At 66.7% G+C, this 24296-nt stretch carries 21 protein-coding genes and 3 tRNA genes; 16 read left to right on the top strand and 8 right to left on the bottom strand.

Going from position 1 to position 24296, the window contains the following annotated elements; all coding sequences use genetic code 11:
* Positions 1 to 10 precede the first annotated feature (10 nt).
* A complete protein-coding gene (locus ACFQEY_RS09545) occupies positions 11 to 739 on the bottom strand; it encodes a DsbA family oxidoreductase (RefSeq protein ID WP_379767746.1) in 729 nt (242 codons plus the stop codon).
* Between the two features lie 112 nt (positions 740 to 851).
* Between ACFQEY_RS09545 and thiD the strand changes: the two genes are divergently transcribed.
* Positions 852 to 1703 (top strand): bifunctional hydroxymethylpyrimidine kinase/phosphomethylpyrimidine kinase, encoded by an 852-nt coding sequence (gene thiD / locus ACFQEY_RS09540; protein WP_379767743.1) that lies wholly within the window; start codon positions 852 to 854, stop codon positions 1701 to 1703.
* A gap of 787 nt (positions 1704 to 2490) precedes the next feature.
* Here thiD and ACFQEY_RS09535 read toward each other — a convergent pair.
* The gene (locus ACFQEY_RS09535; RefSeq protein WP_379767740.1) at positions 2491 to 3288 is read right to left on the bottom strand and encodes a ZIP family metal transporter; all 798 of its coding nucleotides are present in this window, start codon (positions 3286 to 3288) and stop codon (positions 2491 to 2493) included.
* Positions 3289 to 3389: 101 nt separating this feature from the next.
* Between ACFQEY_RS09535 and mutS the strand changes: the two genes are divergently transcribed.
* From mutS to azf, 3 genes are all read left to right on the top strand, one after another.
* Positions 3390 to 6134 carry a DNA mismatch repair protein MutS gene (gene mutS / locus ACFQEY_RS09530; RefSeq protein WP_379767737.1) on the top strand — a complete coding sequence of 915 codons (2745 nt, stop codon included), beginning with the start codon at positions 3390 to 3392 and terminating at the stop codon, positions 6132 to 6134.
* Positions 6135 to 6221: 87 nt separating this feature from the next.
* Positions 6222 to 6572, top strand: coding sequence for a cell division protein SepF (locus ACFQEY_RS09525; RefSeq protein ID WP_379767734.1), 351 nt, complete (start codon positions 6222 to 6224; stop codon positions 6570 to 6572).
* Positions 6573 to 6706: 134 nt separating this feature from the next.
* Positions 6707 to 7618, top strand: a complete 912-nt coding sequence (azf, locus tag ACFQEY_RS09520; RefSeq protein ID WP_379767732.1) for an NAD-dependent glucose-6-phosphate dehydrogenase Azf — start codon at positions 6707 to 6709, stop codon at positions 7616 to 7618.
* A 7-nt stretch (positions 7619 to 7625) separates the two neighbouring features.
* On the opposite strand, the gene ACFQEY_RS09515 is transcribed toward azf, so the two are convergent.
* From ACFQEY_RS09515 to ACFQEY_RS09500, 4 genes are all read right to left on the bottom strand, one after another.
* Positions 7626 to 8282, bottom strand: a complete 657-nt coding sequence (locus ACFQEY_RS09515; protein WP_379767729.1) for a DUF309 domain-containing protein — start codon at positions 8280 to 8282, stop codon at positions 7626 to 7628.
* A gap of 54 nt (positions 8283 to 8336) precedes the next feature.
* On the bottom strand, positions 8337 to 8618 hold the full coding sequence (locus ACFQEY_RS09510; RefSeq protein ID WP_379767726.1) for a hypothetical protein: 282 nt from the start codon (positions 8616 to 8618) through the stop codon (positions 8337 to 8339).
* Positions 8619 to 8761: 143 nt separating this feature from the next.
* Positions 8762 to 9031, bottom strand: a complete 270-nt coding sequence (locus tag ACFQEY_RS09505; protein ID WP_379767724.1) for a hypothetical protein — start codon at positions 9029 to 9031, stop codon at positions 8762 to 8764.
* A 473-nt stretch (positions 9032 to 9504) separates the two neighbouring features.
* Positions 9505 to 9577, bottom strand: a tRNA-Arg gene (locus ACFQEY_RS09500).
* A gap of 337 nt (positions 9578 to 9914) precedes the next feature.
* Here ACFQEY_RS09500 and ACFQEY_RS09495 point away from each other — a divergent pair.
* The 3 genes from ACFQEY_RS09495 to ACFQEY_RS09485 all read left to right on the top strand — a co-directional run bounded on the left by ACFQEY_RS09495 (position 9915) and on the right by ACFQEY_RS09485 (position 13040).
* Positions 9915 to 11375 carry a single-stranded DNA binding protein gene (locus tag ACFQEY_RS09495; protein ID WP_379767721.1) on the top strand — a complete coding sequence of 487 codons (1461 nt, stop codon included), beginning with the start codon at positions 9915 to 9917 and terminating at the stop codon, positions 11373 to 11375.
* A 228-nt stretch (positions 11376 to 11603) separates the two neighbouring features.
* Positions 11604 to 12035: a histone gene (locus ACFQEY_RS09490; RefSeq protein ID WP_379767718.1), complete on the top strand. Its 432-nt coding sequence runs from the start codon at positions 11604 to 11606 to the stop codon at positions 12033 to 12035.
* Positions 12036 to 13040 (top strand): histone deacetylase family protein, encoded by a 1005-nt coding sequence (locus tag ACFQEY_RS09485; protein WP_379767715.1) that lies wholly within the window; start codon positions 12036 to 12038, stop codon positions 13038 to 13040.
* Between the two features lie 238 nt (positions 13041 to 13278).
* On the opposite strand, the gene ACFQEY_RS09480 is transcribed toward ACFQEY_RS09485, so the two are convergent.
* A tRNA-Asp gene (locus ACFQEY_RS09480) sits at positions 13279 to 13351 on the bottom strand.
* A gap of 28 nt (positions 13352 to 13379) precedes the next feature.
* A tRNA-Asp gene (locus ACFQEY_RS09475) sits at positions 13380 to 13452 on the bottom strand.
* A gap of 262 nt (positions 13453 to 13714) precedes the next feature.
* Here ACFQEY_RS09475 and ACFQEY_RS09470 point away from each other — a divergent pair.
* The 9 genes from ACFQEY_RS09470 (at position 13715) to ACFQEY_RS09430 (ending at position 24086) form a co-directional block, all read left to right on the top strand.
* Positions 13715 to 13942: a DNA-directed RNA polymerase subunit H gene (locus tag ACFQEY_RS09470; RefSeq protein ID WP_123113668.1), complete on the top strand. Its 228-nt coding sequence runs from the start codon at positions 13715 to 13717 to the stop codon at positions 13940 to 13942.
* A complete protein-coding gene (locus ACFQEY_RS09465) occupies positions 13939 to 15504 on the top strand; it encodes a DNA-directed RNA polymerase subunit B'' (RefSeq protein ID WP_379767712.1) in 1566 nt (521 codons plus the stop codon). Before ACFQEY_RS09470 ends, ACFQEY_RS09465 begins: the two co-directional genes overlap by 4 nt.
* A gap of 1 nt (position 15505) precedes the next feature.
* The gene (gene rpoB, locus ACFQEY_RS09460; protein WP_379767710.1) at positions 15506 to 17335 is read left to right on the top strand and encodes a DNA-directed RNA polymerase subunit B; all 1830 of its coding nucleotides are present in this window, start codon (positions 15506 to 15508) and stop codon (positions 17333 to 17335) included.
* 6 nt (positions 17336 to 17341) lie between these two features.
* On the top strand, positions 17342 to 20263 hold the full coding sequence (locus ACFQEY_RS09455) for a DNA-directed RNA polymerase subunit A' (RefSeq protein WP_379767707.1): 2922 nt from the start codon (positions 17342 to 17344) through the stop codon (positions 20261 to 20263).
* Positions 20256 to 21470, top strand: a complete 1215-nt coding sequence (rpoA2, locus tag ACFQEY_RS09450; RefSeq protein WP_379767704.1) for a DNA-directed RNA polymerase subunit A'' — start codon at positions 20256 to 20258, stop codon at positions 21468 to 21470. The genes ACFQEY_RS09455 and rpoA2 overlap by 8 nt, the downstream gene beginning before the upstream one ends.
* Positions 21470 to 21889, top strand: a complete 420-nt coding sequence (locus tag ACFQEY_RS09445) for a NusA-like transcription termination signal-binding factor (RefSeq protein ID WP_379767701.1) — start codon at positions 21470 to 21472, stop codon at positions 21887 to 21889. Before rpoA2 ends, ACFQEY_RS09445 begins: the two co-directional genes overlap by 1 nt.
* 60 nt (positions 21890 to 21949) lie before the next feature.
* A complete protein-coding gene (locus ACFQEY_RS09440; protein WP_379767698.1) occupies positions 21950 to 22768 on the top strand; it encodes a hypothetical protein in 819 nt (272 codons plus the stop codon).
* A gap of 239 nt (positions 22769 to 23007) precedes the next feature.
* Complete coding sequence (locus ACFQEY_RS09435) at positions 23008 to 23436, top strand: 30S ribosomal protein S12 (RefSeq protein ID WP_004048726.1); 429 nt, start codon at positions 23008 to 23010, stop codon at positions 23434 to 23436.
* Positions 23433 to 24086, top strand: a complete 654-nt coding sequence (locus ACFQEY_RS09430) for a 30S ribosomal protein S7 (RefSeq protein ID WP_379767695.1) — start codon at positions 23433 to 23435, stop codon at positions 24084 to 24086. Before ACFQEY_RS09435 ends, ACFQEY_RS09430 begins: the two co-directional genes overlap by 4 nt.
* Positions 24087 to 24296: the final 210 nt, after the last annotated feature.

Genomic DNA, 24296 nt, shown 5'->3' with positions numbered 1-24296 from the left:
TGCTTCTGGATCACGCGCCTTTGACGAGTCGTTTCAGCTGCTCCGGCGGAACCGCTCCGCGCGCGGCGTGTCCGTCGAACGCGAACGTCGGAACGCCGGTGACGCCCCGCCGTTTCGCCGCCGTGAACAGGTCGGTGACGCGGTCGCGGAGATCGTCGGCGGCGAGCGCGGTGTCGACCGCATCACCGTCGAGCCCTTCGACGCCGCTCGCAATCTCGACGAGCACCTCCCGGTCGCCGATGTCTCGGCCTTCCTCCCAGAGCGCCGCGAAGATCGCGTCATCAAAGGCGGGCCACGCCTCTGGAGCGGTCTCTTTCACGTGGACGGAGACGATCTGCGCCGGGAGCGAGTCGACGTCGGTCGCGATCTCCAGAGTCATCTCGTCGGCGTCGTACCGCTCCCGGAGTCGCCGGACGTTCTCCCGGGCCTGCGCGTAGTAGTCGTCGTCCTTCCCGTCGTCGGCCTTTTGATCGATCTCCCCGTCCGGTCCGCGCTTGCCGGCCCGGAGGTCGAACGGGTGCCAGTCAACCGCGAGCGGCTCCTCGCGCGTCTCCTGATACCGAGCGAGCGACCGCCGCCCCAGGTAACAGAACGGGCAGACGTAGTCGGAGTAGACGGTTATCGACTCGATCTCGTCGGTGACCGTCGCGTCTGCGTCGGCGTCAGCGTCGGCTGCGTCGGCGTCGGCTGCGTCGGCGTCGCCGTCGGCCGCGTCGCCATCGGATCGGGTGTTCGACATGACCGTTGATTCGGCCGCGAGGGGGAAAGGACGTTCGGCGGCGGCGATCCGCGGCGGCGATCCGCGGCGGCGATCGCCACGATTTAAGATAATCGCATGGTACCACCCAGATATGACACCCGCGTACGAGCCCGTCTCACCGCCCGTCGCGCTCGCGATCGCCGGCAGCGACTCCGGCGGCGGAGCGGGGATACAGGCGGACCTGAAGTCGATGACGGCACACGGCGTGTTCGGAACGTCGGTCGTGACGGCGACGACCGCGCAGAACACCCGCGGCGTTCGCGAGGTACACGCGGTTCCCGCGGACCACGTCGCGAGCCAGTACGACGCCGTCGTCGCGGACTTCGACGCGGACGCCGTCAAGACCGGAATGCTGGCGACCGCGGAGACCGTGGAGACCGTGACGGGGTTGCTCGCCGAGTTCGCCGGCCCGGTGGTCGTGGATCCGGTGATGGTCGCGGCGACCGGCGATCGGCTCCTGTCGCCCGAGGCGGAGGCCGCCTACGACGGGCTGATCGAGGCGGCGACGCTCGTCACGCCGAACGCCGACGAAGCGGCGGTGCTGGTCGACGAGCGCGTCGAGTCCCCCTCCGACGCCGAACGCGCGGGGCGCGAACTCGTCGCTCACGGGGCGGACGCCGCCCTCGTCAAGGGCGGACACCTCGACGGGGAGACCGTGGTCGACACGCTCGTCGTGGGCGACGCCGACGGGGGCGACGGAGACGGGGTCAACCCCAAAGCGATCGTCGCTCGGTTCGAGAACCCTCGCGTCGAGACCGGCGCGACGCACGGCTCCGGCTGCGCGCTGTCGAGCGCGATCGCGGCGCGGCTGGCTCGCGGTGAGTCGCTCACGGACGCGGTCGCCAGTGCGGTAGACGAGATGGGAGCGGCGATCCGCCGCGGCTACGACGTGGGCGAGGGGCCGGGAGCGGTGAATCCGACCGTACTGGACGACCGAGAGTGACGAATCCTGGCCGTCGAGGATACCGCTGGACAGGTGTCTCCGATGAATTCCGCGGCACGAACCAGCCGTTGATCTGGCTGCAGTCGATACAGAGACGGAGCCGAGCGAGTCCGGGAGTAGGGATCTCGTTGTGTTGAGGTGATCGTTTATAAGTGAACGAGTGGTGTTGCCGTCGGCTGTTTATATATCGCTGCGGGCGCGGTGAATTGCTGTGTTTCTGGTGTTGATTGCTTATAAGTGATTGACCGTGCAGTGAACACTTACAAAGCCCCAGCCGCTCGCTTATACGTCGTTGACGGTGCGGTGAACACTTACAAAGCCCCAGCCGCGAGGCGGGCGCGCGCTCGCTTCGCTCCTCACTCGGTCGCTCACGCTCCCTCGTTGCGGTGTCGCCGGCGCGGAGCGCCGGCTTCATGAGGGACCTCCGGTCCCTCTCTGCTTACGTCGCCTGCGCCCGCCTCGCGGCTGCCCCTTTGAATCCCACCCCAACCGCACAGCGACCGCACCTCTCACCTCCCCAGCCTCGCGGTTCGCGCTCTTCGAGCGCTCACCGCGTCCCTCGCGGGCTCCTCGCGGCCTGTCGGCCGCTCGGAGGCACGCCACCGCACAGCGCGTTTATTTATAAGCAGTCGCCGCTCTCGCGCTTGCTCCTTTTAAATACCACGCCGCCGGTGGCGGTCTGCAATACCCACTCCCGATGTTAGGCGGAAGACATCATTCGGCGAACCGATGATTCGAGCGAAAGTGGAACGAACGAGCGGGAGACCATCAGCACCGAAGAGGCGTCTTAAATGAACGCGAGCGGGACCATCAGCGCGACGCCAAGCGCGATTCCGCCGACGAGCGTCGGCTTCCCGCCGCGAGGGAGGTCTGCGCCGGTGTCGAGCGCCTCCGGGACGAACTCGGTGAGCACGAGGTAGATCATCGCGCCGGCGGCGAAGCCGAAGCCGTACGGGAGGAACTCGCGAGCGTACCGGACGAACGCGAACGCGAGGACTGCGCCGATCGGCTGGGGCAGACTGGAGAACACCGACCACCAGACCATCTTCCACTTCGAGACGCCCATCGCCCGCAGCGGGATCGAGATGGCGGTCCCCTCGGGGACGTTGTGGATCGAGATCGCGACCGTCATGAACACCGCCAGCAGCGGCACTGCGAACCCGAAGAGCTGCGTCCCGCCCGCCAGCCCGAGGTCCGCGAAGGAGACCCCGACCGCGATTCCCTCGGGAAAGCTGTGAACCGTCAACACGCCGAGGATGAGAATCAGCTTCTTGAAGTCGGCCTCCTCGTACGCCCGCGGATCGACGTCGGCGTCCATCAGCACCTCGTGCGCGAGGACTACGAGGACGACCCCCGCGAGCACGCCGACGCCGATCTCCGCGGGCGCTCCCTCGGCGAGCCCCTCCTGAACGAGTCCGAACAGCGACGCCGAGAGCATGATTCCCGACGAGAACCCCCACAGCGCGACGTTCCCGCGGTCGCTGATCGAGTCGAGAAAGAAGAACGGGAGGGCACCTATCCCGGTCGCGAGCGCCGTGACGAGCCCGGCGAGAAAGACGAACGCGAACGCGTCGAAGGCGATCATGTCCGACCGGAGTTTCGATCACCGGGGACTTAATTGGGCCGAGGCGTTCCGACAGACGACACCCGTAGGGTTTTACCCTCCCACGCCGGGAGTACGGACGTATGCCAACGGGGATCGTCGGGGAGTTCCTCGATCTCAAGGCGGAGACCGACGCTGACGTGCTCGCGATGCAGTGCGGCGATTTCTACGAGTTCTTCGCGGACGACGCCGAGTTAGTCGCCGATGAGCTCGACCTGACGGTGTCACAGAAGTCCTCGCACGGTTCGTCGTATCCGATGGCTGGCGTTCCCCTCACCGAACTAACGCCGTACGTGAAGGCGCTCGTCGAGCGCGGCTACCGGGTCGCCGTCGCCGACCAGTACGAGACCGACGACGGCCATGCTCGGGAGATAACCCGCGTCGTCACGCCCGGAACGATCCTCGAGACGGCCGACGACGACGCGCGGTACCTCGCGGCGGTCGTCCGCGAGTGGGTCGGACCGGGCGCTGGCGCGTCGGCGAGCGAAGGCGACGACGCCGACGGCCCCTACGGCCTCGCGCTCGCGGACGTCACGACGGGGCGGTTCCTCCTCACCGAACTCGACGACGCGAGTGACCTCCGGGCGGAGCTCTACCGGTTCGACCCCGCGGAGGTACTTCCGGGGCCGCGCGTTCGGAACGACGACGACCTGCTCGGAGCGGTCCGGGAAGACCTGGCCGGGTCGCTCTCCGTCTTCGACGCCGAGGCGTTCGCGCCTGGACGCGCGAGTCACGCGGTCCGGGACCAGTTCGGCCGCGAGACGGCCGACAGCGTCGGCGTCGATTCCGACCTCGCGCTCCGCGCGGCGGGGGCGGTGCTCGGGTACGTTGAGGAGACGGGCGCGGGCGTGTTGGCTTCGATGACCCGGCTCACCGCGTACGGAGACGGCGATCACGTCGAACTCGACGCGACCACCCAGCGCAACCTCGAACTGACTGAGACGATGCGGGGCGACGCCGACGGGTCGCTGTTCGAGACGGTCGATCACACCGTCACCGCGGCGGGAGGCCGGCTCCTGCGGGAGTGGCTCACGCGTCCGCGGCGCAACCGATCGGAGCTCGATCGGCGGCTCGACGCGGTCGAGGCGCTGGCGGCGGCGGCGCTCGCGCGCGATCGAATCCGAGAAACCCTCGGGGGAGCGTACGACCTCGAACGGCTCGCCGCGCGGGCGACGAGCGGAAGCGCGGGCGCGAGAGAGCTCCTCTCGGTTCGCGACACCCTCGATCTGGTGCCGTCGCTCGTCGACGCGATCGAGGGGACCGAACTCGCCGATTCGCCGATCGCCGCGGTGCTCGACCGCGTCGACCGCGACCGCGCCGCCGCCCTCCGCGACGAACTCGCGAACGCACTCGCGGACGACCCGCCGAAGACGAAGACGCAAGGCGGCCTCCTCCGCGAGGGATACGACGACGAGCTCGACGAGCTGATCGCGAGCCACGAGGAGGCGAACGAGTGGCTCGACTCGCTCGCGGAGCGCGAGAAGCGTCAGTACGGGCTCAGCCACGTCACCGTCGACCGAAACAAGACGGACGGCTACTACATCCAGGTCGGCAAGTCGGTGGCCGACCAAGTGCCGGAGCACTACCGCGAGATCAAGACGCTGAAGAACTCCAAGCGGTTCGTCACCGACGAACTGGAAGAGCGGGAACGCGAGGTGCTCCGACTGGAGGAGGCCCGCGGCGAGCTGGAGTACGAGCTGTTCGAGGCGCTGCGCGAGCGCGTCGCCGACGATGCGGAGCTGCTCCAGGACGTCGGGCGGGTCGTCGCCGAGATCGACGCGCTCGCGTCGCTCGCGACCCACGCGGCCGGAAACGACTGGGTCAAGCCCGACCTGACCGACGAGCGGCGGCTCGACGTCGACGCCGGAAGGCATCCCGTCGTCGAGCGAACGACCGACTTCGTACCGAACGACCTCCGACTGGACGAAGAGCGCGGCTTCCTGATCGTCACCGGGCCGAACATGAGCGGGAAGTCGACGTACATGCGACAGGCGGCGCTGATCCAGCTGCTCGCGCAGGCGGGATCGTTCGTTCCCGCGCGGGCGGCCACCGTCGGGCTCGTCGACGGGATCTACACCCGCGTCGGCGCGCTCGACGAACTGGCGCAGGGCCGGTCGACGTTCATGGTCGAGATGCAGGAGCTGTCGAACATCCTCCACTCCGCGACGGCGGACTCGCTCGTCATCCTCGACGAGGTCGGTCGCGGCACCGCGACCTACGACGGGATCTCCATCGCGTGGGCCGCGACCGAGTACCTCCACAACGAGGTGCGCGCCAGAACCCTCTTTGCGACCCACTATCACGAGCTGACGACGCTCGCCGACCACCTCCCGCGCGTCGCGAACGTCCACGTCGCCGTCGACGAGCGCGACGGTGAGGTGACCTTCCTCCGGACTGTCCGCGACGGACCGACGAATCGCTCGTACGGGGTCCACGTTGCCGATCTCGCCGGAGTTCCGACCCCCGTGGTCGACCGCGCCGACCGAGTGCTCGACCGGCTCCGCGAGGAGAAGGCGATCGAGGCGAAGGGGGGATCGCGGGGCGGGGAGCGGAACGGAGACGGCGACGCCGGAAGCGACACGAGGCAGGTCGTCTTCGACCTTTCGTCGGGGTCGTTCGCGGGGGGAAGCGACCGAGCAGGTGGCGGGACGGCGACCGCTAACACCGCACCCGAGCCGGCGACCGAACGCGAGGAGGTCGACCGACTCGACGCCGAGACGCGCGCGGTGATCGAGGAGCTGAGCGACGTCGACGTCACGGCGACCGCGCCGGTGGAGCTGCTGTCTCGGGTCCAGGAGTGGCAGGAGCGTCTCGACGAGAACCGCTGACATCCGGGCCGACGAGCACCGCTGACGGCCGGGCCGACGAGAGCGTCTGACGCAAGAACTAATGTCCGACCTCCTCGTGTGGTGTGTATGGGCATTATGAGCAAGATCCTCGGCGGCGGCGGGAACCGCTCCGTCGACGATTACGTCGAGCTCGACCTCGACGACTTCGCCGAGGCGCACGCGGAAACGGGCATGCAGGTACACATCGCGGAGATCGGCGACCAGAGCGACGTCATTCCGATCAAAGACGCCGTTTACGACGGCGACTTCGTCATCGCGGACATCACCCGTCACTCCACGTCCGACCGGACGATCGAACACATCATCGACGAGCTCCGACAGGTCGCCCAGGAGGTCGACGGCGACATCGTCCAGAAGGGCGACGACCAGATCGTCGTCACGCCGACCGGCGTCAGCATCTCGCGAGAGAAGCTGTAGCGACCGATCTCCGCTTTCTCGGCACACCTCGCGTTTCGGGCACTCCGCCGCGTCCCACACCGTTCGATCACCGATCAGTCGGTACACGGCCGAACCGTGGCATATATGCCCGCTTCCCGCCCACCTTCGACTGAATGGACGAGCCGGTCCTGCTAACTGGTGCCGGCGGACGGGTGGGGCAAGCCATCCTCCGCGGCATCGGCGACGACTACGAGTGGCGGCTCCTCGACAGGGAACCGCTCCCGGCTGCGAAGGTCCCCGACCGGGTTTCCGACGCCGACAGGTACGTCGCCGATATCACCGACGAGCGCGCGGTCGCGGAGGCGATGGAGGGCGTCGGCGCGGTCGTCCACCTCGCCGGCGACCCGCGGAAGACGGCACCGTGGGACTCGGTGCTCCGGAACAACATCGACGGGACGCAGGTCGTGATGCGCGCGGCCGTCGACGCCGGCGTCGGCCGGTTCGTGTTCGCCTCCTCGAACCACGCGGTCGGCGGCTACGAGACCGACGACCGGACCCCGGATCTGTACCGCACCGACGACGAGTTCCGTCTCGACGGTACCGAACTCCCCCGGCCGGGGAACCTCTACGGCGTCTCCAAGGCGACCGGCGAGGCGCTCGGCCGGCTCTACCACGACGAGCACGAGATGCGCGTCGTCTGCGTCCGGATCGGGAATCTCACGAAGGATCACCCACCACGGGAGTACGAGCGCGGACAGGCGATGTGGCTGTCACACCGCGACTGCGCGCATCTGTTCGACCGGTGTCTGACCGCCGACTACGGCTACGAAATCGTCTACGGGATCTCGAACAACGACCGGCGATACTACTCCATCGAACGCGCCCGCGAGGCGCTCGGGTACGACCCCGCCGACAACTCCGCGGACTACACGTTCGAGGGCGATCCGAAGGGCGGGACCGGCACGGGCTCCGGGGGCGGCGACGGTGAGGAAGTCGACGAGCGGACCGACGGCGGCCCCAACGACGACGCTCCGGCGGAACCCAATTTCCCCGCTGACCCCGATACGCCGACCGACGGTGCCTGAGGGAGAATCAAAAGAGGTCATCGACGTCCCGGCGTTTTCTGTCGGCCAGTTCCACGTGATCGGCGAGTCGCGCAGCGACCTGCGGCCGCGTCTCCGGTTCGCGGAGGAACGCGAACAGCAGCTCAGCGAACCGGGTTCGACCCGTACCGCGCTCCGTTCGCGCGAGTGACGCCGCCGTTTCGATCGTCTCCTCGTCGCCGACGGCGATCGCTCCCGCCAACGCGGGTGCGGCGAGCAACGCCGCCGTGAAGTCGAGATCGCCGAAGTCCGGCGACTCGCCGTCGATCCGAACCGGCGGCGGGCTCGCGCGCTCGATCGTCTCCGGATCGACGGCGAGTCGCCGGCACCACCGGATCACGGAGCCGACATCGACGTCGCGGTGATCCGGGACAATCGCGTCCAGGTATTCGACCGCGTTCCCCGCACAGCCGACCGCGCCGGACCAGTTTCCCGATCTGGCGTGGTGAGTCGCCGCCGCGGACGCGATCAGCCCGTGAAGCAGTCGCTCGTCGGCCGTCTCGCGCTCATCACCGTCGGCGTCGAGCGGGAGCCACGCGGCCTCCCACGGTTCGTGCGCCGCGAGGGCGTGGCCCTCGTTGAACAGAGCGCTGCCCGCACAGATCGCGGCGGCGACGTCGCCGGAGTCGTGCTCGCGATCGGTCATGCCGATCCTCGGAGGCGGCCACGGATAAGGAGTGAGGCTCGTTGCGTCGGCGGGTCAACGATCGCTGGCGGGGGCCGGATCTCCCGCGTCGAGCGACAGGATCTCATCGAGGATCTCGGGACACCGCCGCTGCAAAGTGATGCCGGCGGCGACGCCGACGAGGGCTGCGAGTGCGATCGCGGACGCGATCGGAAAGGAGGCGGCGAGGATCGACAGCACGGGGATCACCGTGAGGATCGCGATCACCGTCACCGTCGGTGGTCGGGGGGACGGAGCGGAACCGTCGCTCGGGTGAGTGTACGCGGGTCGATCGGAGGGGAAGTGGTCTCGTGACATCGTCGTGAGGCGGCTGGGGTGGGTGGTGTTGTCGCGTCGTGCCGCGAGCCCTCGCGCCGTGGTGGAAGTCGATTCGTCAGTTGGCGGCCTCGTCGCGTGGATCGAATCGCGATTTCGTCGGCGAAGCGGCGGCTCCGCGACCGCTATCGCGGACGAACCTCGTGGACCCCGACGATATCGATGAGGTCGTCGATCTCCGCGTCCGGCGCGAGCCGGAGCGAGGCGTCGACATCGACCGTGAGGTCGTTGAGTCGGGGTTGGAGGCCGACGACGTCGACGTGCAGGATCGCGTCGAGGTCGTCGCAGCCGGCGAGTTTGGATCGGACCCCGGCGTGGAGGTCGCCCGCGGCGTCGCGGGGGACCGCCAACCGGAGCGCGACGTCGATCGCGCGGTGACAGGGTGGTGCTGCCATACGGACCCGGGAGGGAGTCGATTCCTCACCCCGAGGCTCTGCCGCTTGAGCTACCGGGCCTACGTGTCGGAAGTGGGGAGAGAAAGCGGGGGATTCGCTCCGATGGGCGAACGCGTTTCGCCCCGCGTCGGGGTTACGCGGAGACGAGGTCGAAGCGAACGACGATCCCCCCGCGAACCCGATATCCGACGCTCTTCCAAGAGTCGAGCGTCGGAGTGGTGGTGCGGGAGGTCATCGGTCTGCGCCCGGCAGTGGTCCGCTCGGACGTACTCCCACAGAGAACAGCAATCGAATTAATAATTGCTCGTGTATGCGAACCAATAGCATTATTGACAGGGAAGAGATTATTCTCGAAGGTAATAACATTTCAAGTGGCAGCCGTTCGCTGCATGTGACTGGCAGGGTTCAAATCACCGGGGAGTTTTCGGATGCACGCACGGCTCGCGATGCTCACCGTTTGTGCATCCGAAAAACGTCCTGACGGAGATTTGAACTCCGGTCCCTGGCTCCGCAAGCCAAGAGGATAGTCCACTACCCTACCAGGACTCATCTTAGCGTATCGCGGTGGAACTTAAGACGGTTACGGTCCACGGGTCGCGTGGCGGTGGATCGCACGCGACGCGAATCGATGCCGGCCGATGACGCGGTGATGATCGACGGGGCTCGTGGAGCACTGGATCGCCCGGCTGAGCGACACGGGGACCGATCCGCCGATCCGGATTGCACACCTTTTGTATCGGCGGGGACCATGGACGGGTATGACGAGGATTCGAGCCGCGACGGCGACGCCGCGGAAACGGCCGGCTGCGAGGGCGAAGACGGCCGCACAACCCCCGCAAGGACAACGCTTATCCGCAGACTCGACAACCGTGGTGGTACGCGTATGGGAGTGATAGAGGACGTCTACGAGGATCTCGACACCGACGTCGAGTTCGAGGAGTTCGAGGCGGCCGTCGAGGACAAGGTCGAACAGATGGGCGGGCTCGCCGACGATGAGACCGCCGCGATGCTCATCGCCCACGAGCTCCGCGACGAGGAGGCCGACACGATCGCCGACATCGAACCGGGAATGAACGACGTGAAGTTCCTCGGAAAGGTGACCTCCATCGGCGAGATCCGGACGTTCGAGCGCGACGACGAAGACGACGAAGAGGGGCGCGTCTGCAACGTCGACGTCGCGGACGCGTCCGGATCCGTGCGGGTCGCGCTGTGGGACGAGATGGCGGTGGCGGTCGAAGAACAGCTGGAGGTCGGACAGGTGCTCCGCGTCATGGGCCGACCGAAGGAGGGGTACAGCGGGCTGGAGGTGAGCGCCGACAAGGTCGAACCGGACGAGGACGCCGAGGTCGACGTGCAGGTGCTCGACACCTATCGGGTCGAGGACCTCTCTCTCGGCGCGTCCGACGTGGATCTCGTCGGACAGGTGCTCGACACGGACTCGATCCGCACGTTCGACCGCGACGACGGCTCCGAGGGACGCGTCGCAAACCTCACCGTCGGCGACGAGACGGGCCGCGTGCGCGTGACGCTCTGGGACGGCAAAGCCGACCTCGCCGAGGAGTTCGAGGCCGGGGAGGTCGTCGAGGTTGGCGACGGCTACGTCCGCGAGCGCGACGGCGATCTGGAGCTTCATGTCGGCGACCGCGGCACCGTCGAGCGCGTCGACGAGAACGTCGAGTACGTTCCGGAGACGACCGACATCGCCGACCTGGAGATCGGCGAGACCGTCGATATCGGCGGCGGCGTTATCGAGACGGACCCCGTGCGGACCTTCGACCGCGACGACGGCTCCGAGGGGCAGGTTCGAAACGTCCGGATCAAAGACGAGACGGGGGAGATTCGCGTCGCCCTGTGGGGGGACAAGGCCGACCGGGATATCGACCTCGCCGACCGCATCGTCTTCACCGACATCGAGATTCAAGACGGCTGGCAGGACGACCTCGAGGCGTCCGCCAACTGGCGCTCAACCGTCAGCGTGCTGGACGACGGAAGCGAAGCGGCCGGCGCGGGAAGCGGGAGCGATACCCCTGACCGGTCGGGAAGCGACGGGACCGGCGGAGGCGAGACGGGACTCGGCGCGTTCGCCGACGACGGAGAGACGGAACCGTCCGACGACGTCGTCACCGCGGACGGCGGGGGCGCGACGACGGCAACCGCGGAGCAAGCCGACGCGGGGGAGGTCGAATTCACGGGCACGGTCGTGCAGACCGGAGACCCAGTCGTGTTGGACGACGGCCAGCGGACGAAGAGCGTCGAGACGGACGCGAACCTACGGCTGGGCGAGGAGATCACGGTTCGCGGCGCGGAGCGCGACGGAACGCTCCACGCGGACGACGTCTTCTGAAGCAATTCCGGTCGGTCTGTGGTAGTTCCTGTCGGTCTGTGGTAGTTCCTGTCGGATCGGTGTTCGCGACCGCGAACGTCCCGGAAGCGTCGAAGGCGCTGACCGTCCGAGACGCCGCCGATCGGCGTCGGTTCGCATCGAGGCGTTGAGTAGCCGCGACGCCGCCGCTCGGGGGCGGAGACGCCGGTAACGGAAAGCGTTATACGGTACACGGACGCGACTGTGTGTATGAGTGTCGAGTTGCCGTTCGCGCCGGTCGACGGGATCATCCGGCGGAACGCCGGGGAGCTCCGCGTCAGCGCGGACGCCGCCGAGGAGTTGGCCCGCCGTATCCAAGCGCACGGCGCTGAGCTGGCGATCGACGCGGCCGAGCGAGCAACTGAAGACGATCGAAAGACCCTGATGGCGTCGGATTTCGGCGTCGAGCAGGTGATCAGTCGAGAGGGCCTCACGCTGCCCGTCGCGCCCATCGATCGGATCGCTCGGCTTCGGATCGACGACCGATACCGCGTGGGCGTCGACGCGCGGATCGCGTTGGCCGATATCTTGGAGGATTACGCCGACAACGTCGCGAGCGCTGCAGCGACGCTCGCGCGTCACGCCGACCGGCGGACCGTACAGGCCGAGGATATCGAGACGTATTTCGCGCTGTTCGAGTAGATGCGGTTCGGCTACAGCGAGCGGTGTCTCGCACACGACACGGGGGAGCGACACCCGGAGAACCCGGACCGGCTGCGCGCGATCCGTCGAGGACTGGCGAAACGCCACGGCGTCGAGTACACCGACGCGGATCCGGCGAGGCGCGAGGAGGTCATCGCCGTCCACGACGAGGGGTACGTGGACGAACTGGAGGCGTTTGTCGACGACGGCGGCGGAAGCTGGGATCCCGACACCGTCGCCAGCGAGAGGACCTGGGATGCTGCGCTCACCTCGGCCGGCCTCGCACAGTGGGCGGCGCGGTCCGCGCTTGACGGGGCGGACGGCCGGAACACGCCGTTTGCGATCGGCCGCCCGCCGGGCCACCACGCGGTGCCCGACGACGCGATGGGATTCTGTTTCTTCAACAACGCCGCGATCGCGGCCCAGACCGTCCTCGACGAAGGGGCCGCGGACCGCGTCGCGATCTTCGACTGGGACGTCCACCACGGAAACGGCACGCAGGACGTGTTCTACGACCGCAAGGACGTGCTCTACGCGTCGATCCACGAGAAGGGACTCTACCCCGACACCGGCGAGATCGACGAGATCGGCGGCGGCGAGGGGGAGGGAACCACGGTGAATCTCCCCCTCGCCGCCGGCGCGGGCGACGCCGACTACCTCTACGCTATCGACGAAGCGATCGCCCCGGCTCTCGACCGGTTCGGTCCGGATCTCGTGATAGTATCGGCCGGGTTCGATGCGCATCGACACGACCCGATCTCGCGGATGCGCGTCTCTTCGGAGGGATACGCGCTGATGACCGACCGGATACGGACGGTCGCCGACGACGTCGGCGCAGCCGAGGCCTACGTTCTCGAGGGAGGGTACGGGCTCGACACGCTCGCCGAGGGCGTCTCGATGGTCCACGAGACGTACGACGGGCGAACGCCGGTGGAGGGGGACGACGGACCGGACGAGAAGACGGAGAGCGTGGTCGACGAGCTGCGATCGCTGTTGGAGCTGTAGCGCCGACAACTGATTCCGCCGAGGGCGAGGCTGTGTTCCAGGGGCGAAAAACACCGACTCCCGTCGCTCCTCGTTCGTTGTTGCGACCGAGAAAGACGCCCGGAGCGGGATTTGAACCCCAGTCGTTCCGCTCGCTTCGCTCGCTCCTCTCCCTGGTTCAAATCCCTATGAAACGATTCGCCGCCGTCGGACTCGCTCGTTGCTCCGCTCCTCACTCGTAGTCGGCGGCGACAGAATACGCCCGGAGCGGGATTTGAACCCGCGTCACGACCGTGACAGGGTCGTATGATGGGCCACTACACCATCCGGGCAAACAGCGACAGCGCCCCGAAGAGGGGACGCCCGGAGCGGGATTTGAACCCGCGTCACGACCGTGACAGGGTCGTATGATGGGCCACTACACCATCCGGGCTTGTCGCACTCGTTCGTACCCCTGTCTGGCAAATAAGGCTTGTCATCGTCGGCGACGGTGGTGACCGGTGACAGGGGACGGCGGGGTGTCGCGAGAGCGATCGCGGCGGTACGCTTTTGTGTGATACCCGCATGAGTAGGAGTATCGTACGCCCCCGTCGTCGTGAGCCGTGCGCGGCGGACGTGGTTGGTAAGTCTTATGCCGTTGGCGCATATAGCGATCTGTAGTATCTCGTGATAGCTTCTCTCAATAACCACCACCCATGGTAGACGTAAGCCAACACGAACTCGTCCCGGATCACGTCCTTCTCGACGCCGACGAGATCGACGAGGTCCTGGCGGAGTACGACGTGAAGCGGACGAACCTACCGAAGATCAAACGTACGGATCCCGCGCTCCCCGACGAGGCAGAGGTCGGCGACGTGGTGAAGATCGTTCGAAACTCCCGCACGACCGAGGAGGCAGTCGTGTACCGATTAGTCGTCTCATGAACAGGCAAGACCGACGCGTGGTGTCACGCGAGTACTTCTCGGACGAACGGCTCGCCGAACACCACTTCCGATCGTTCAACAACTTCCTCGACCGAGGAATGCAGGAGGTCGTCGACGAAAAGGAGACGATCGAAACCGACATCGGAGACAAGGAAGGCCAAGAGCCCGTCTACGTCGAACTCGGCGACGTGCGGATGGTCACTCCGCGCGTCCGCGAAGCCGACGGCTCCGAGGAGTTGCTGTACCCGCAGGAGGCTCGGCTCAGGAACATCACCTACTCCGCGCCCGTGTTCATGGAGATGTCCATCGTGCGCGGCGGCGAAGAGGAACCCGAGCAGGTCGTCGACACGACCGAAACGAAGGTCGGCCGAATGCCGATCATGGTCGGGTCGAACAAGTGCAACATGGCCGGCTTCTCCGACGAGGAACTCATCGACATCGGCGAAGACCCCGTCGACCCAGGCGGCTACTTCATCGTCAACGGCTCCGAGCGCGTGCTGATGACCTCGGAGGACCTCGCGCCGAACAAGATTCTCGCCGAGTACGATTCGAAGTACGGCGACGAGATCCAGGTCGCGAAGACGTTCTCCCAGCGCCGCGGGTACCGCGCGCTGGTGCTCTGTGAGCGCAACCGCGAGGGGCTGCTCGAAGTGTCGTTCCCGTCCGTTTCGGGCTCGATAGACTTCGTGACCCTCGTGCGCGCGCTCGGACTCGAATCAGACGAGGAGATCGTCCACCGCGTCTCGGACGACCCCGAGATCGTGAAGTTCATGCTGGAGAACTTGGAGGAAGCCGACGTGCAGACGACCGAGGAGGCCATCGAGACCCTCGGCGAGCGCGTCGCGAGCGGACAGGGGAAGAACTACCAGCTCAAGCGGGCGAACTACGTCATCGACCGCTACCTCCTCCCGCACCTCCACGAAGAGGGCGTCGACGAGGAAGACGTCCGGATCAACAAGGCGTACTACCTCTGCCGGATGGCCGAGGCGTGCTTCGAACTCGCCTTGGACCGCCGCGAGTCCGACGACAAGGACCACTACGCAAACAAGCGCCTGAAGGTCTCCGGCGATCTGATGCGCGACCTGTTCCGGACCGCCCTGAACAAGCTGGCGCGCGACGTGAAGTACCAGCTGGAGCGCGCAAACATGCGGAACCGGCAGCTCACCGTAAACACGGTCGTCCGCTCGGACGTGCTTACCGAGCGCCTCGAACACCCGATCGCGACGGGCAACTGGGTCGGTGGGCGCTCGGGCGTCTCCCAGCTCGTCGACCGAACGGACTACATGGGCGTGCTCTCGCACCTGCGTCGCCTGCGGTCGCCGCTGTCGCGCTCGCAGCCGCACTTCAAGGCGCGGGACCTTCACGCGACCCAGTGGGGTCGTATCTGTCCCTCCGAGACCCCGGAGGGGCCGAACTGCGGGCTCGTGAAGAACTTCGCGCAGGCGATGGAGCTCTCACAGACCGTCGAGGACGAACAGGGACTGAAGCGAGAACTGGCGTCGATGGGTGTCGAGGGGATCCCCGGCATCGAGGGCGTCGAACGACAGACGGCGGACGACTAACATGGCTCAGGCAGAACGCGAAGCGAAGGTGTACGTCAACGGGAGCCTCGTGGGGACCCATCCGGACCCCGAGGCACTCGCCGAACAGATCCGCGAGGCGCGTCGACGCGGCGACGTCTCGGAGATGGTGAACGTCTCGGTCAAGGACCGAACCCAGGAAGTGATCGTCAACGCTGACGCGGGACGCGCCCGCCGTCCGCTGATCGTCGTCGAGAACGGCGAACCGCTCCTTGGGGACGAGGAGATCGACGCGCTCGAACGGGGCGACGTGGAGTTCGAGGATCTCGTCGATCGCGGCTACGTCGAATTCATCGACGCCGAGGAGGAGGAGGACATCCTCGTCGCCGTCGACGAGGAGGACGTGTCCGAGGACCACACGCACCTCGAGATCGACCCGCAGCTCGTGTTCGGTATCGGCGCGGGGATGATTCCGTACCCCGAGCACAACGCGAGCCCCCGGATTACGATGGGCGCGGGGATGATGAAGCAGTCGCTCGGACTCCCCTCCGCCAACTATCGGATCCGGCCGGACACGCGTCAGCACCTGCTGCACTACCCGCAGCTGGCGATGGTGAAGACGCAGACGTCCGACCAGATCAGCTTCGACAAGCGGCCGGCGGCCCAGAACTTCGTCGTCGCCGTGATGTCGTACGAGGGATTCAACATCGAGGACGCGCTGGTGATGAACCAGGGTTCCGTCGACCGGGCGCTCACCCGTTCGCACTTCTTCCGGACCTACGAGGGCGAGGAGCGGCGGTACCCCGGTGGACAGGAGGACCGCTTCGAGATCCCGGACCAGGACGTCCGCGGCGCACGCGGCGAGGACGCGTACACCCACCTCGACGAGGACGGTCTCGTCAATCCGGAGACGAAGGTGGACGAATCCTCGGTCCTGCTCGGCAAGACCAGCCCGCCGCGCTTCCTGGAAGAGCCCGACGACATGGGCGGCCTCTCGCCGCAGAAGCGTCGGGAGACGAGCGTGACGATGCGCTCGGGGGAATCGGGCGTCGTCGACACGGTGACGCTGATGGAGGGTGAGGACGGTTCGAAGCTCTCGAAGGTGAAGGTGCGCGACCAGCGCGTCCCCGAGCTGGGCGACAAGTTCGCGTCACGGCACGGACAGAAGGGCGTCGTGGGTCACCTCGCGCCCCAGGAGGACATGCCGTTCACGGAGGAGGGAGTCGTCCCCGACCTCGTGATGAACCCGCACGCGCTGCCCTCCCGGATGACGGTCGGGCACGTGCTGGAAATGCTCGGCGGGAAGGTCGGCTCGCTGCGCGGCTCGCGGGTCGACGGGACGCCGTTCCAGGGCGAGGACGAAGAGGAGCTCCGTGGTGGGCTGGAAGAGCACGGGTTCAAGTCCTCCGGCAAGGAGGTCATGTACTCCGGCGTCACCGGCGAGAAGATCGACGCGGAGATCTTCGTCGGGACGATCTTCTACCACAAGCTGTACCACATGGTGTCGAACAAGCTCCACGCCCGCTCGCGCGGTCCGGTGCAGGTACTCACCCGACAGCCGACCGAGGGGCGCGCCCGCGAGGGCGGCCTGCGCGTCGGGGAGATGGAGCGCGACACGATCATCGGCCACGGCGCGTCGATGGTGCTCAACGAGCGACTGTTGGAGTCCTCCGACGCCGAGACGGTACACGTCTCCGCGGAGACCGGACTCGTCGCCGTCGAAGACCGCGAACAGCGCCGGGTGTACGATCCCGTCACGGGCGACGAAGACGACATCCACGAGCTCGAGGTGAGCTACGCGTTCAAGCTCCTCCTCGACGAGATGATCGCCCTGGGCATCCGACCGAAGCTCGAACTGGAGGACGCGATTTAAATGTCAATGCAAACACCGAAAGTGCTCGGCGGCATCGACTTCGGCCTCATGGACCCGGAGACGTACCGGGACATGTCCGCGACGAAGGTGATCACGGCCGACACGTACGACGACGACGGTTACCCGATCGACATGGGACTGATGGACCCGCGACTGGGCGTTATCGACCCCGGTCTGGAGTGTCGGACCTGCGGGTCGCACTCCGGTTCCTGTAACGGTCATTTCGGTCACATCGAACTCGCGGCCCCCGTCATCCACGTGGGCTTTACCAAGCTCATCCGGCGGCTACTCCGCTCGACGTGTCGGGAGTGCGGCAAACTCGCCTTGGACGAGGCGCAGCGCGACGAGTTCCGCGACCGCTACGAGCGAGCGAAGGAGCTCGGCGACGACGAACACGACGTGTTGAAGGCGGCCGTTCGGCAGGCCCGGAAGGCGTCGACGTGTCCGTTCTGCGGCGAGCCGCAGGCGGACATCAAACACGAGAAGCCGACCACGTACTACGAGGTCCAAGACGTGCTCTCGGGCGAGTACTCCGAGCGAATCGCGGCCGCGATGCAGCCCGACGAGGAGGAGGACGAGCCCGGTACCTCGCCGCAGGAGCTCGCCGAGGAGACCGACATCGCGCTCGATCGGATCAACGATATCATGGCCGGCGAGTTCCGCCCGCGCAAGGAGGACCGCCGTGCCATCGAGTCGGCGCTCGACATCGACCTCACCGAGGAGGACATGAACAAGCTGATGCCCTCGGATATCCGCGACTGGTTCGAGGACATCCCGGACGAGGACTTGGAGGTGCTGGGCATCGACTCCGAGCACTCCCGCCCGGAGTGGATGATCCTGACCGTCCTCCCCGTTCCGCCGGTCACGACGCGTCCCTCCATCACGCTCGACAACGGCCAGCGCTCCGAAGACGACCTCACGCACAAGCTGGTCGACATCATCCGGATCAACCAGCGGTTCATGGAGAACCGCGAGGCGGGTGCCCCGCAACTCATCATCGAGGACCTCTGGGAACTCCTTCAGTACCACGTCACCACGTTCGTCGACAACGAGATCAGCGGAACGCCCCCGGCTCGGCACCGCTCCGGCCGACCCCTCAAGACGCTCAGCCAGCGGCTGAAGGGTAAGGAAGGTCGTTTCCGCGGCTCGCTGTCGGGGAAACGCGTCAACTTCTCCGCGCGGACCGTCATCTCGCCCGACCCGACCCTGAGCCTGAACGAGGTCGGCGTCCCGGACCGGGTCGCAAAGGAGATGACTCAGACGCTCAACGTCACCGAGCGCAACGTCGAGGAGGCGCGCCAGTACGTCCGTAACGGACCGGAGGCGCATCCCGGCGCGAACTACGTCCGTCGGCCCGATGGGCGGCGGCTGAAGGTGACCGAGAAGAACTGCGAGGAGCTCGCCGAGAAGATCGAAGCCGACTGGGAGGTGAACCGACATCTCGTCGACGGCGACATCGTGATCTTCAACCGGCAGCCGTCGCTCCACCGGATGTCCATTATGGCCCACGAGGTCGTGGTGATGCCGTACAAGACGTTCCGGCTCAACACCGTCGTCTGTCCGCCGTACAACGCCGACTTCGACGGCGACGAGATGAACATGCACGCGCTCCAGAACGAGGAGGCGCGCGCGGAGGCACGCGTCCTCATGCGCGTCCAAGAGCAGATCCTCTCGCCGCGGTTCGGCGGGAACATCATCGGCGCGATCCAGGACCACATCTCCGGGACGTACCTGCTCACGCACTCGAATCCCGAATTCACCGAGACGCAGGCGCTGGACCTGCTGCGGGCGACCCGAGTGGACGAACTGCCCGAGGCGGACGGCGTCGACGACGACGGCCGCGAGTTCTGGACCGGCCAGACGCTGTTCTCGGAGCTCCTCCCCGACGACCTCTCGCTGGAGTTCACCTCCTCGACCGGCGACGACGTCGTCATCGAGGGCGGTCAGCTCGTCGAGGGGACGATCGACGAGGACGCCGTCGGCGCGTTCGGCGGCGAGGTCGTGGACACCCTCACGAAGGAGTACGGCGAGACGCGCTCGCGCGTGTTCATCAACGAGATCGCCTCGCTCGCGATGCGTGCGATCATGCACTTCGGGTTCTCGATCGGGATCGACGACGAATCGATCCCGCCGGAGGCCGAAGAACAGGTCGACGACGCGATCGACAGCGCGTACGAGCGCGTCCAGGAGCTGATCGCGACGTACGAGGCCGGTGAACTGGAGTCACTACCGGGCCGCGGCGTCGACGAGACGCTGGAGATGAAGATCATGCAGACGCTCGGGAAGGCCCGCGACTCGGCCGGCGAGATCGCCGACCAGCACTTCGGCGACGACAACCCGGCGGTCGTGATGGCTCGCTCGGGCGCGCGTGGCTCGATGCTGAACCTGACGCAGATGGCCGGCTCCGTCGGCCAGCAGGCGGTTCGCGGCGAGCGGATCAACCGCGGCTATGAGGACCGGACGCTCTCGCACTACCGCGAGAACGACCTGTCCGCGGAGGCGCACGGCTTCGTGGAGAACTCCTACCGCGGAGGGCTCACGCCCGAGGAGTTCTTCTTCCACGCGATGGGCGGCCGCGAGGGGCTCGTCGACACGGCGGTCCGGACCTCGAAGTCCGGTTACCTCCAACGCCGGCTCATCAACGCGCTGTCGGAACTGGAGGCGCAGTACGACGGTACGGTCCGAGACACCTCGGGCCGGATCGTGCAGTTCGAGTTCGGCGAGGACGGCACCTCTCCGGTCAAGGTCTCCTCCGGCGAGGGCGACGGTATCGACGTCGACGACATCGTCGACCGCGTGGTCGACGCCGAGTTCGACTCCGCCGACGAGAAGGAGCGGTTCCTCGGCGAGCGCGCGCCGCCGACGAACCTCTCGGAGCACGCTGGACCCGGACTGAACAAGGCCGCGGGGGTGGAGTCGGATGACTGAGTACGACCACGTCACCGACGACATGGAGGCGGTCGTGGAGGCCACGGAGCTGCCCGCCCGCCTGAAAGACGAGGTGTACGGGGCGATCGATCGGAAGACCGAGGAGACCGGCGAGGTCACCGTCGAGCAGGCCACCGACATCGCGACCGGCGTCGAGAACCGCTACGTCGAGACGCGGGTCGATCCCCTGGACCCCGTCGGGACCGTCTCTGCACAGTCGATCGGTGAACCCGGGACGCAGATGACGATGAACACGTTCCACTACGCCGGCGTCGCGGAGATCGACGTCACCCAGGGGCTCCCCCGGCTCATCGAACTGGTGGACGCCCGGAAGACGCCGGACACGCCGATGATGACCGTGCATCTCGAGGGCGAGTACGCGACGGACCGCCAGAAGGCCCACGAGGTCGTCTGGTCTATCGAGGCGACGCGAATCCTCGCGCTCGGCGACGTGTCGACGAACGTCGCGGACATGCTGGTGCGGATCGACCTGAACGACGACACCCTCCTCGAACGGTGGCCGACCCACTCTGACCCGTCCGAGGTCGCCGCGATCATCGCGGAGACCATCGAGGACTCGCTCGGCGTCGACGCCCGGCAGTCGGGAACCATCGTGGAGTTCGGTCCGAACGAGCCGAGCTACCGCGAGCTACTCCAGCTCGTCGAGCAACTCCGCGACATCGTGTTCAAGGGGATAGAGGAGATCGAGCGCGTCGTCATCCGGAAAGAGGAGATCGACGGCGACGAGGAGTTCGTCCTCTACACCGAGGGATCGGCGTTCGGCGACACCCTCGACATCGAGGGCGTCGACGCCTCGCGCACGACGTGTAACAACATCCACGAGATCTACCGCAATCTCGGCGTCGAGGCGGCCCGCGAAACGATCATCGACGAGACGAAGAACACGCTCGAAGAGCAAGGGCTCGACGACGTGAACGTTCGTCACCTCATGCTCGTGGCCGACATCATGACGAACAACGGCGAGATAGACTCGATCGGTCGTCACGGCATCTCGGGTTCGAAGGATTCCGTGCTCGCGCGCGCGGCGTTCGAGGTGACGGTCAATCACCTGCTCGACGCGGCGATCCACGGCGAGTACGACGAACTCGACGGCGTCATCGAGAACGTCATCGCCGGGAAGCCGATCTCGCTCGGTACGGGTGACGTCGACCTGCGGATGGGGTCGCGCGTCGTCGGCGACGACTAATGTACGTCGAGCTCTCCGACGAGGCGAGGCGATACATCGGTCGGTTCGACGAACTGACCGGGGTCGCGCCGAAGGACTGCCTCGTGGAGGGCGACCGGCTCGTGTTCCTCGTACCGGCCGGTGAGATGGCCGCCGCGATCGGACAGGCCGGTGAGACCGTCGAGGAAGCGGAGCGTCGGCTCGATAAGTCGATCGAACTGGTCGAAGACGCCGACACAACCGAGGCGTTCGTCGCGAGCGCGCTCTCGCCCGCCGCGGTCAACGCGGTGACGATCTCGGAGCAGAACGACCGCGTCGCGTACGTCGAGGTGCCGGACCCGGATCGGGGCGTCGCCATCGGCGCGGACGGGAGGAACATCGAGACGGCGCGGACGCTGGCGAAGCGTCACCACGACATCGACGACATCCAGCTAACGTGACGACTCGCGATCGTTGAACGAAACCCGCGACCTTTTGCCGACCGGGCCGTTTCTCGGCGCATGGATCGGAGACGCTTTCTCGCCGCGCTGGGCACCGTGACCGCCGTGGGGACCGCCGGCTGCACGGACTCGGGGACCGATCGACCGTTCGCCGACGCCGAGTGGCGCGAGGGAGACGAACTCGCGCTCGATACGCTCGCCGAGAGCCACGTCGAAACGCTCGTAGATGCCGGCGGAGTCACCCTCTTCTCGACCGCGGAGACGAGTCACGACGGCGACGAAGAACCCGCCCCGTGGCTCCCCACGCAGGAGTACGAGTCCGGATACGATCTGACCAACGGACGCTGGTACGTGCGACAGGAACTGACCCAGACCGAGGAGACGGACGTCTCAGAGCTGTACATCGCTGAGGGCGAAGCGCTGATCCGGCAGGTGATCGGCGAGGAGACCCAGTACGACCGGCAATCGGTCGATCGCTCGGCCGATCGGCTCACCGAGGCGATGCGCTCGGAGGCCCTGACGGGGATCCGCGTCGAGGGCGAGACCGCGAACGGAGCTGCGGAGTACGAGGGGCTGAACCGCTGGAACATGGCGAGCGACGGTGGGAGCGAGGTTCGCGGTGATCGAACCGCTCGATTCACGGCCGACGCCTTCGACGGCGATCGGACCATTCCTGAGTCGATAGAGACCGCATCGGCAACGCTGCACGTATTCGAGTCGGGCGTCGTCCCTCGGCTCGAGCAGTCGTGGGAGGGCAAACACGACGGGCGGACGGCGACCGTCGACGTCGGTATCGACTACCGCGACCCTGGCGCGGAAATACCGGAGCCCGACTGGGCGGCAGACGCCCGGAACGCCCGGGATACCGCGAACAAGTGATCCACACGGCGGGCCGAGCGAGACGCCAAGCGACAAAGATGAAACTATCTCAACGACGCCAACGACGGCCGCTCGCGTCCGCTTACCGTCTCAGCGGGAACGAGCAGCCGTCCTTTGCGCTCGGCGAGACCGAAGAAACACTCTCAGAACGGACGAGAGGTACCGTTCGAGCGATCTGAGGGCGTTTCGTCGCACCGAAAGACGACGCTTAAGTAGCTTCGCTTGGAAGTGGAAGTACGATGGCGAACGGCAAATACGCGGCCCGTAAGCTCAAACAGGACCGGCAGAAGCGTCGCTGGTCCGACTCCGAGTACGCTCGGCGAGAGCGCGGGCTCAAGAAGAAGTCCGACCCCCTCGAGGGAGCCCCGCAAGCCCGCGGGATCGTCCTGGAGAAGGTCGGAATCGAGGCAAAGCAGCCGAATTCGGCGATTCGAAAGTGCGTCCGCGTGCAGCTCATCAAGAACGGGAAGCAGGTCACCGCGTTCTGTCCCGGTGACGGTGCCATCTCGTTCATCGACGAGCACGACGAGGTCACGATCGCCGGGATCGGCGGCGCAAAGGGTCGCGCGATGGGCGACCTCTCCGGCGTCAATTACAAAGTCGAGAAGGTCAACGGAGTCTCGATGATCGAACTGGTTCGCGGAAACGCGGAGAAGCCCGTCAGATGAGCGGGGAGGAAGCCGAGGCGGAGTCCGACGCGGACGTCGCCGCCGACGAGCCGGAGCCTGACGCGCCCGCCGCCAGCGAGGCCGCCAACGAGAACGCGCAGTTGTTCGGCGTCTGGGACGTTACCGAGATCGCCTACGAGGATCCCTCGACGAAGCGGTACATGACCGTGACGCCCATCGCACACACCATGGGACGTCACGCGTCCAAGCAGTTCAAGAAAAGCGAGATCTCCTTGGTCGAGCGCCTGATCAATCGCCTGATGCAGACCGATGAGAACACGGGGAAGAAACAGCAGGCGACGCGGATCGTTCGTGACGCCTTCGACATCGTCCACGAACGGACCGAGGAGAACCCGGTTCAGATTCTCGTCACGGCCGTCGAGAACGCCGCGCCACGCGAGGAGACCGTCCGCCTGAAGTACGGCGGGATCTCCGTCCCGAAGGCGGTCGACGTCGCGCCCCAGCGCCGCGTCGACCAGGCGCTGTTGTTCATCTCCGACGGCGTCGCCAGCGCGACGTACAAGTCGAGCACGTCCGCCGCCGACGCGCTCGCCAACGAGCTGATCGCCGCCGCCGATTACGACGCGAACGCCTCTTACTCCATCTCGCAGAAGGAGGAGCGCGAGCGCGTCGCCGCCGCGGCCCGCTAACACCGGTTCACGTTTTCGAACCGACGAGACGCGTTTTGCGGTTCTCTCGTTTCGACGCGACTCGCGGAGCGGCGGCGCTACTCGGTATTGTGCGCGGGTCGGTTCGTGAAGCGGCCGAACGATACCGGGAGTAGGTATTGCAGACCGCCGCCGGCGATGTAGTATTTAAAGATAGAACTGAGGGAGCCCGCGGCCGCTTATAAGCGGCCG

Origin of the sequence: Halorubrum trueperi, from assembly GCF_042662525.1 — an archaeon.
Classification (GTDB): Archaea; Halobacteriota; Halobacteria; order Halobacteriales; family Haloferacaceae; genus Halorubrum; species Halorubrum trueperi.
The sequence above is the reverse complement of the archived record's forward strand: the minus strand, read 5'-3'. Positions and strand labels throughout refer to the sequence as shown.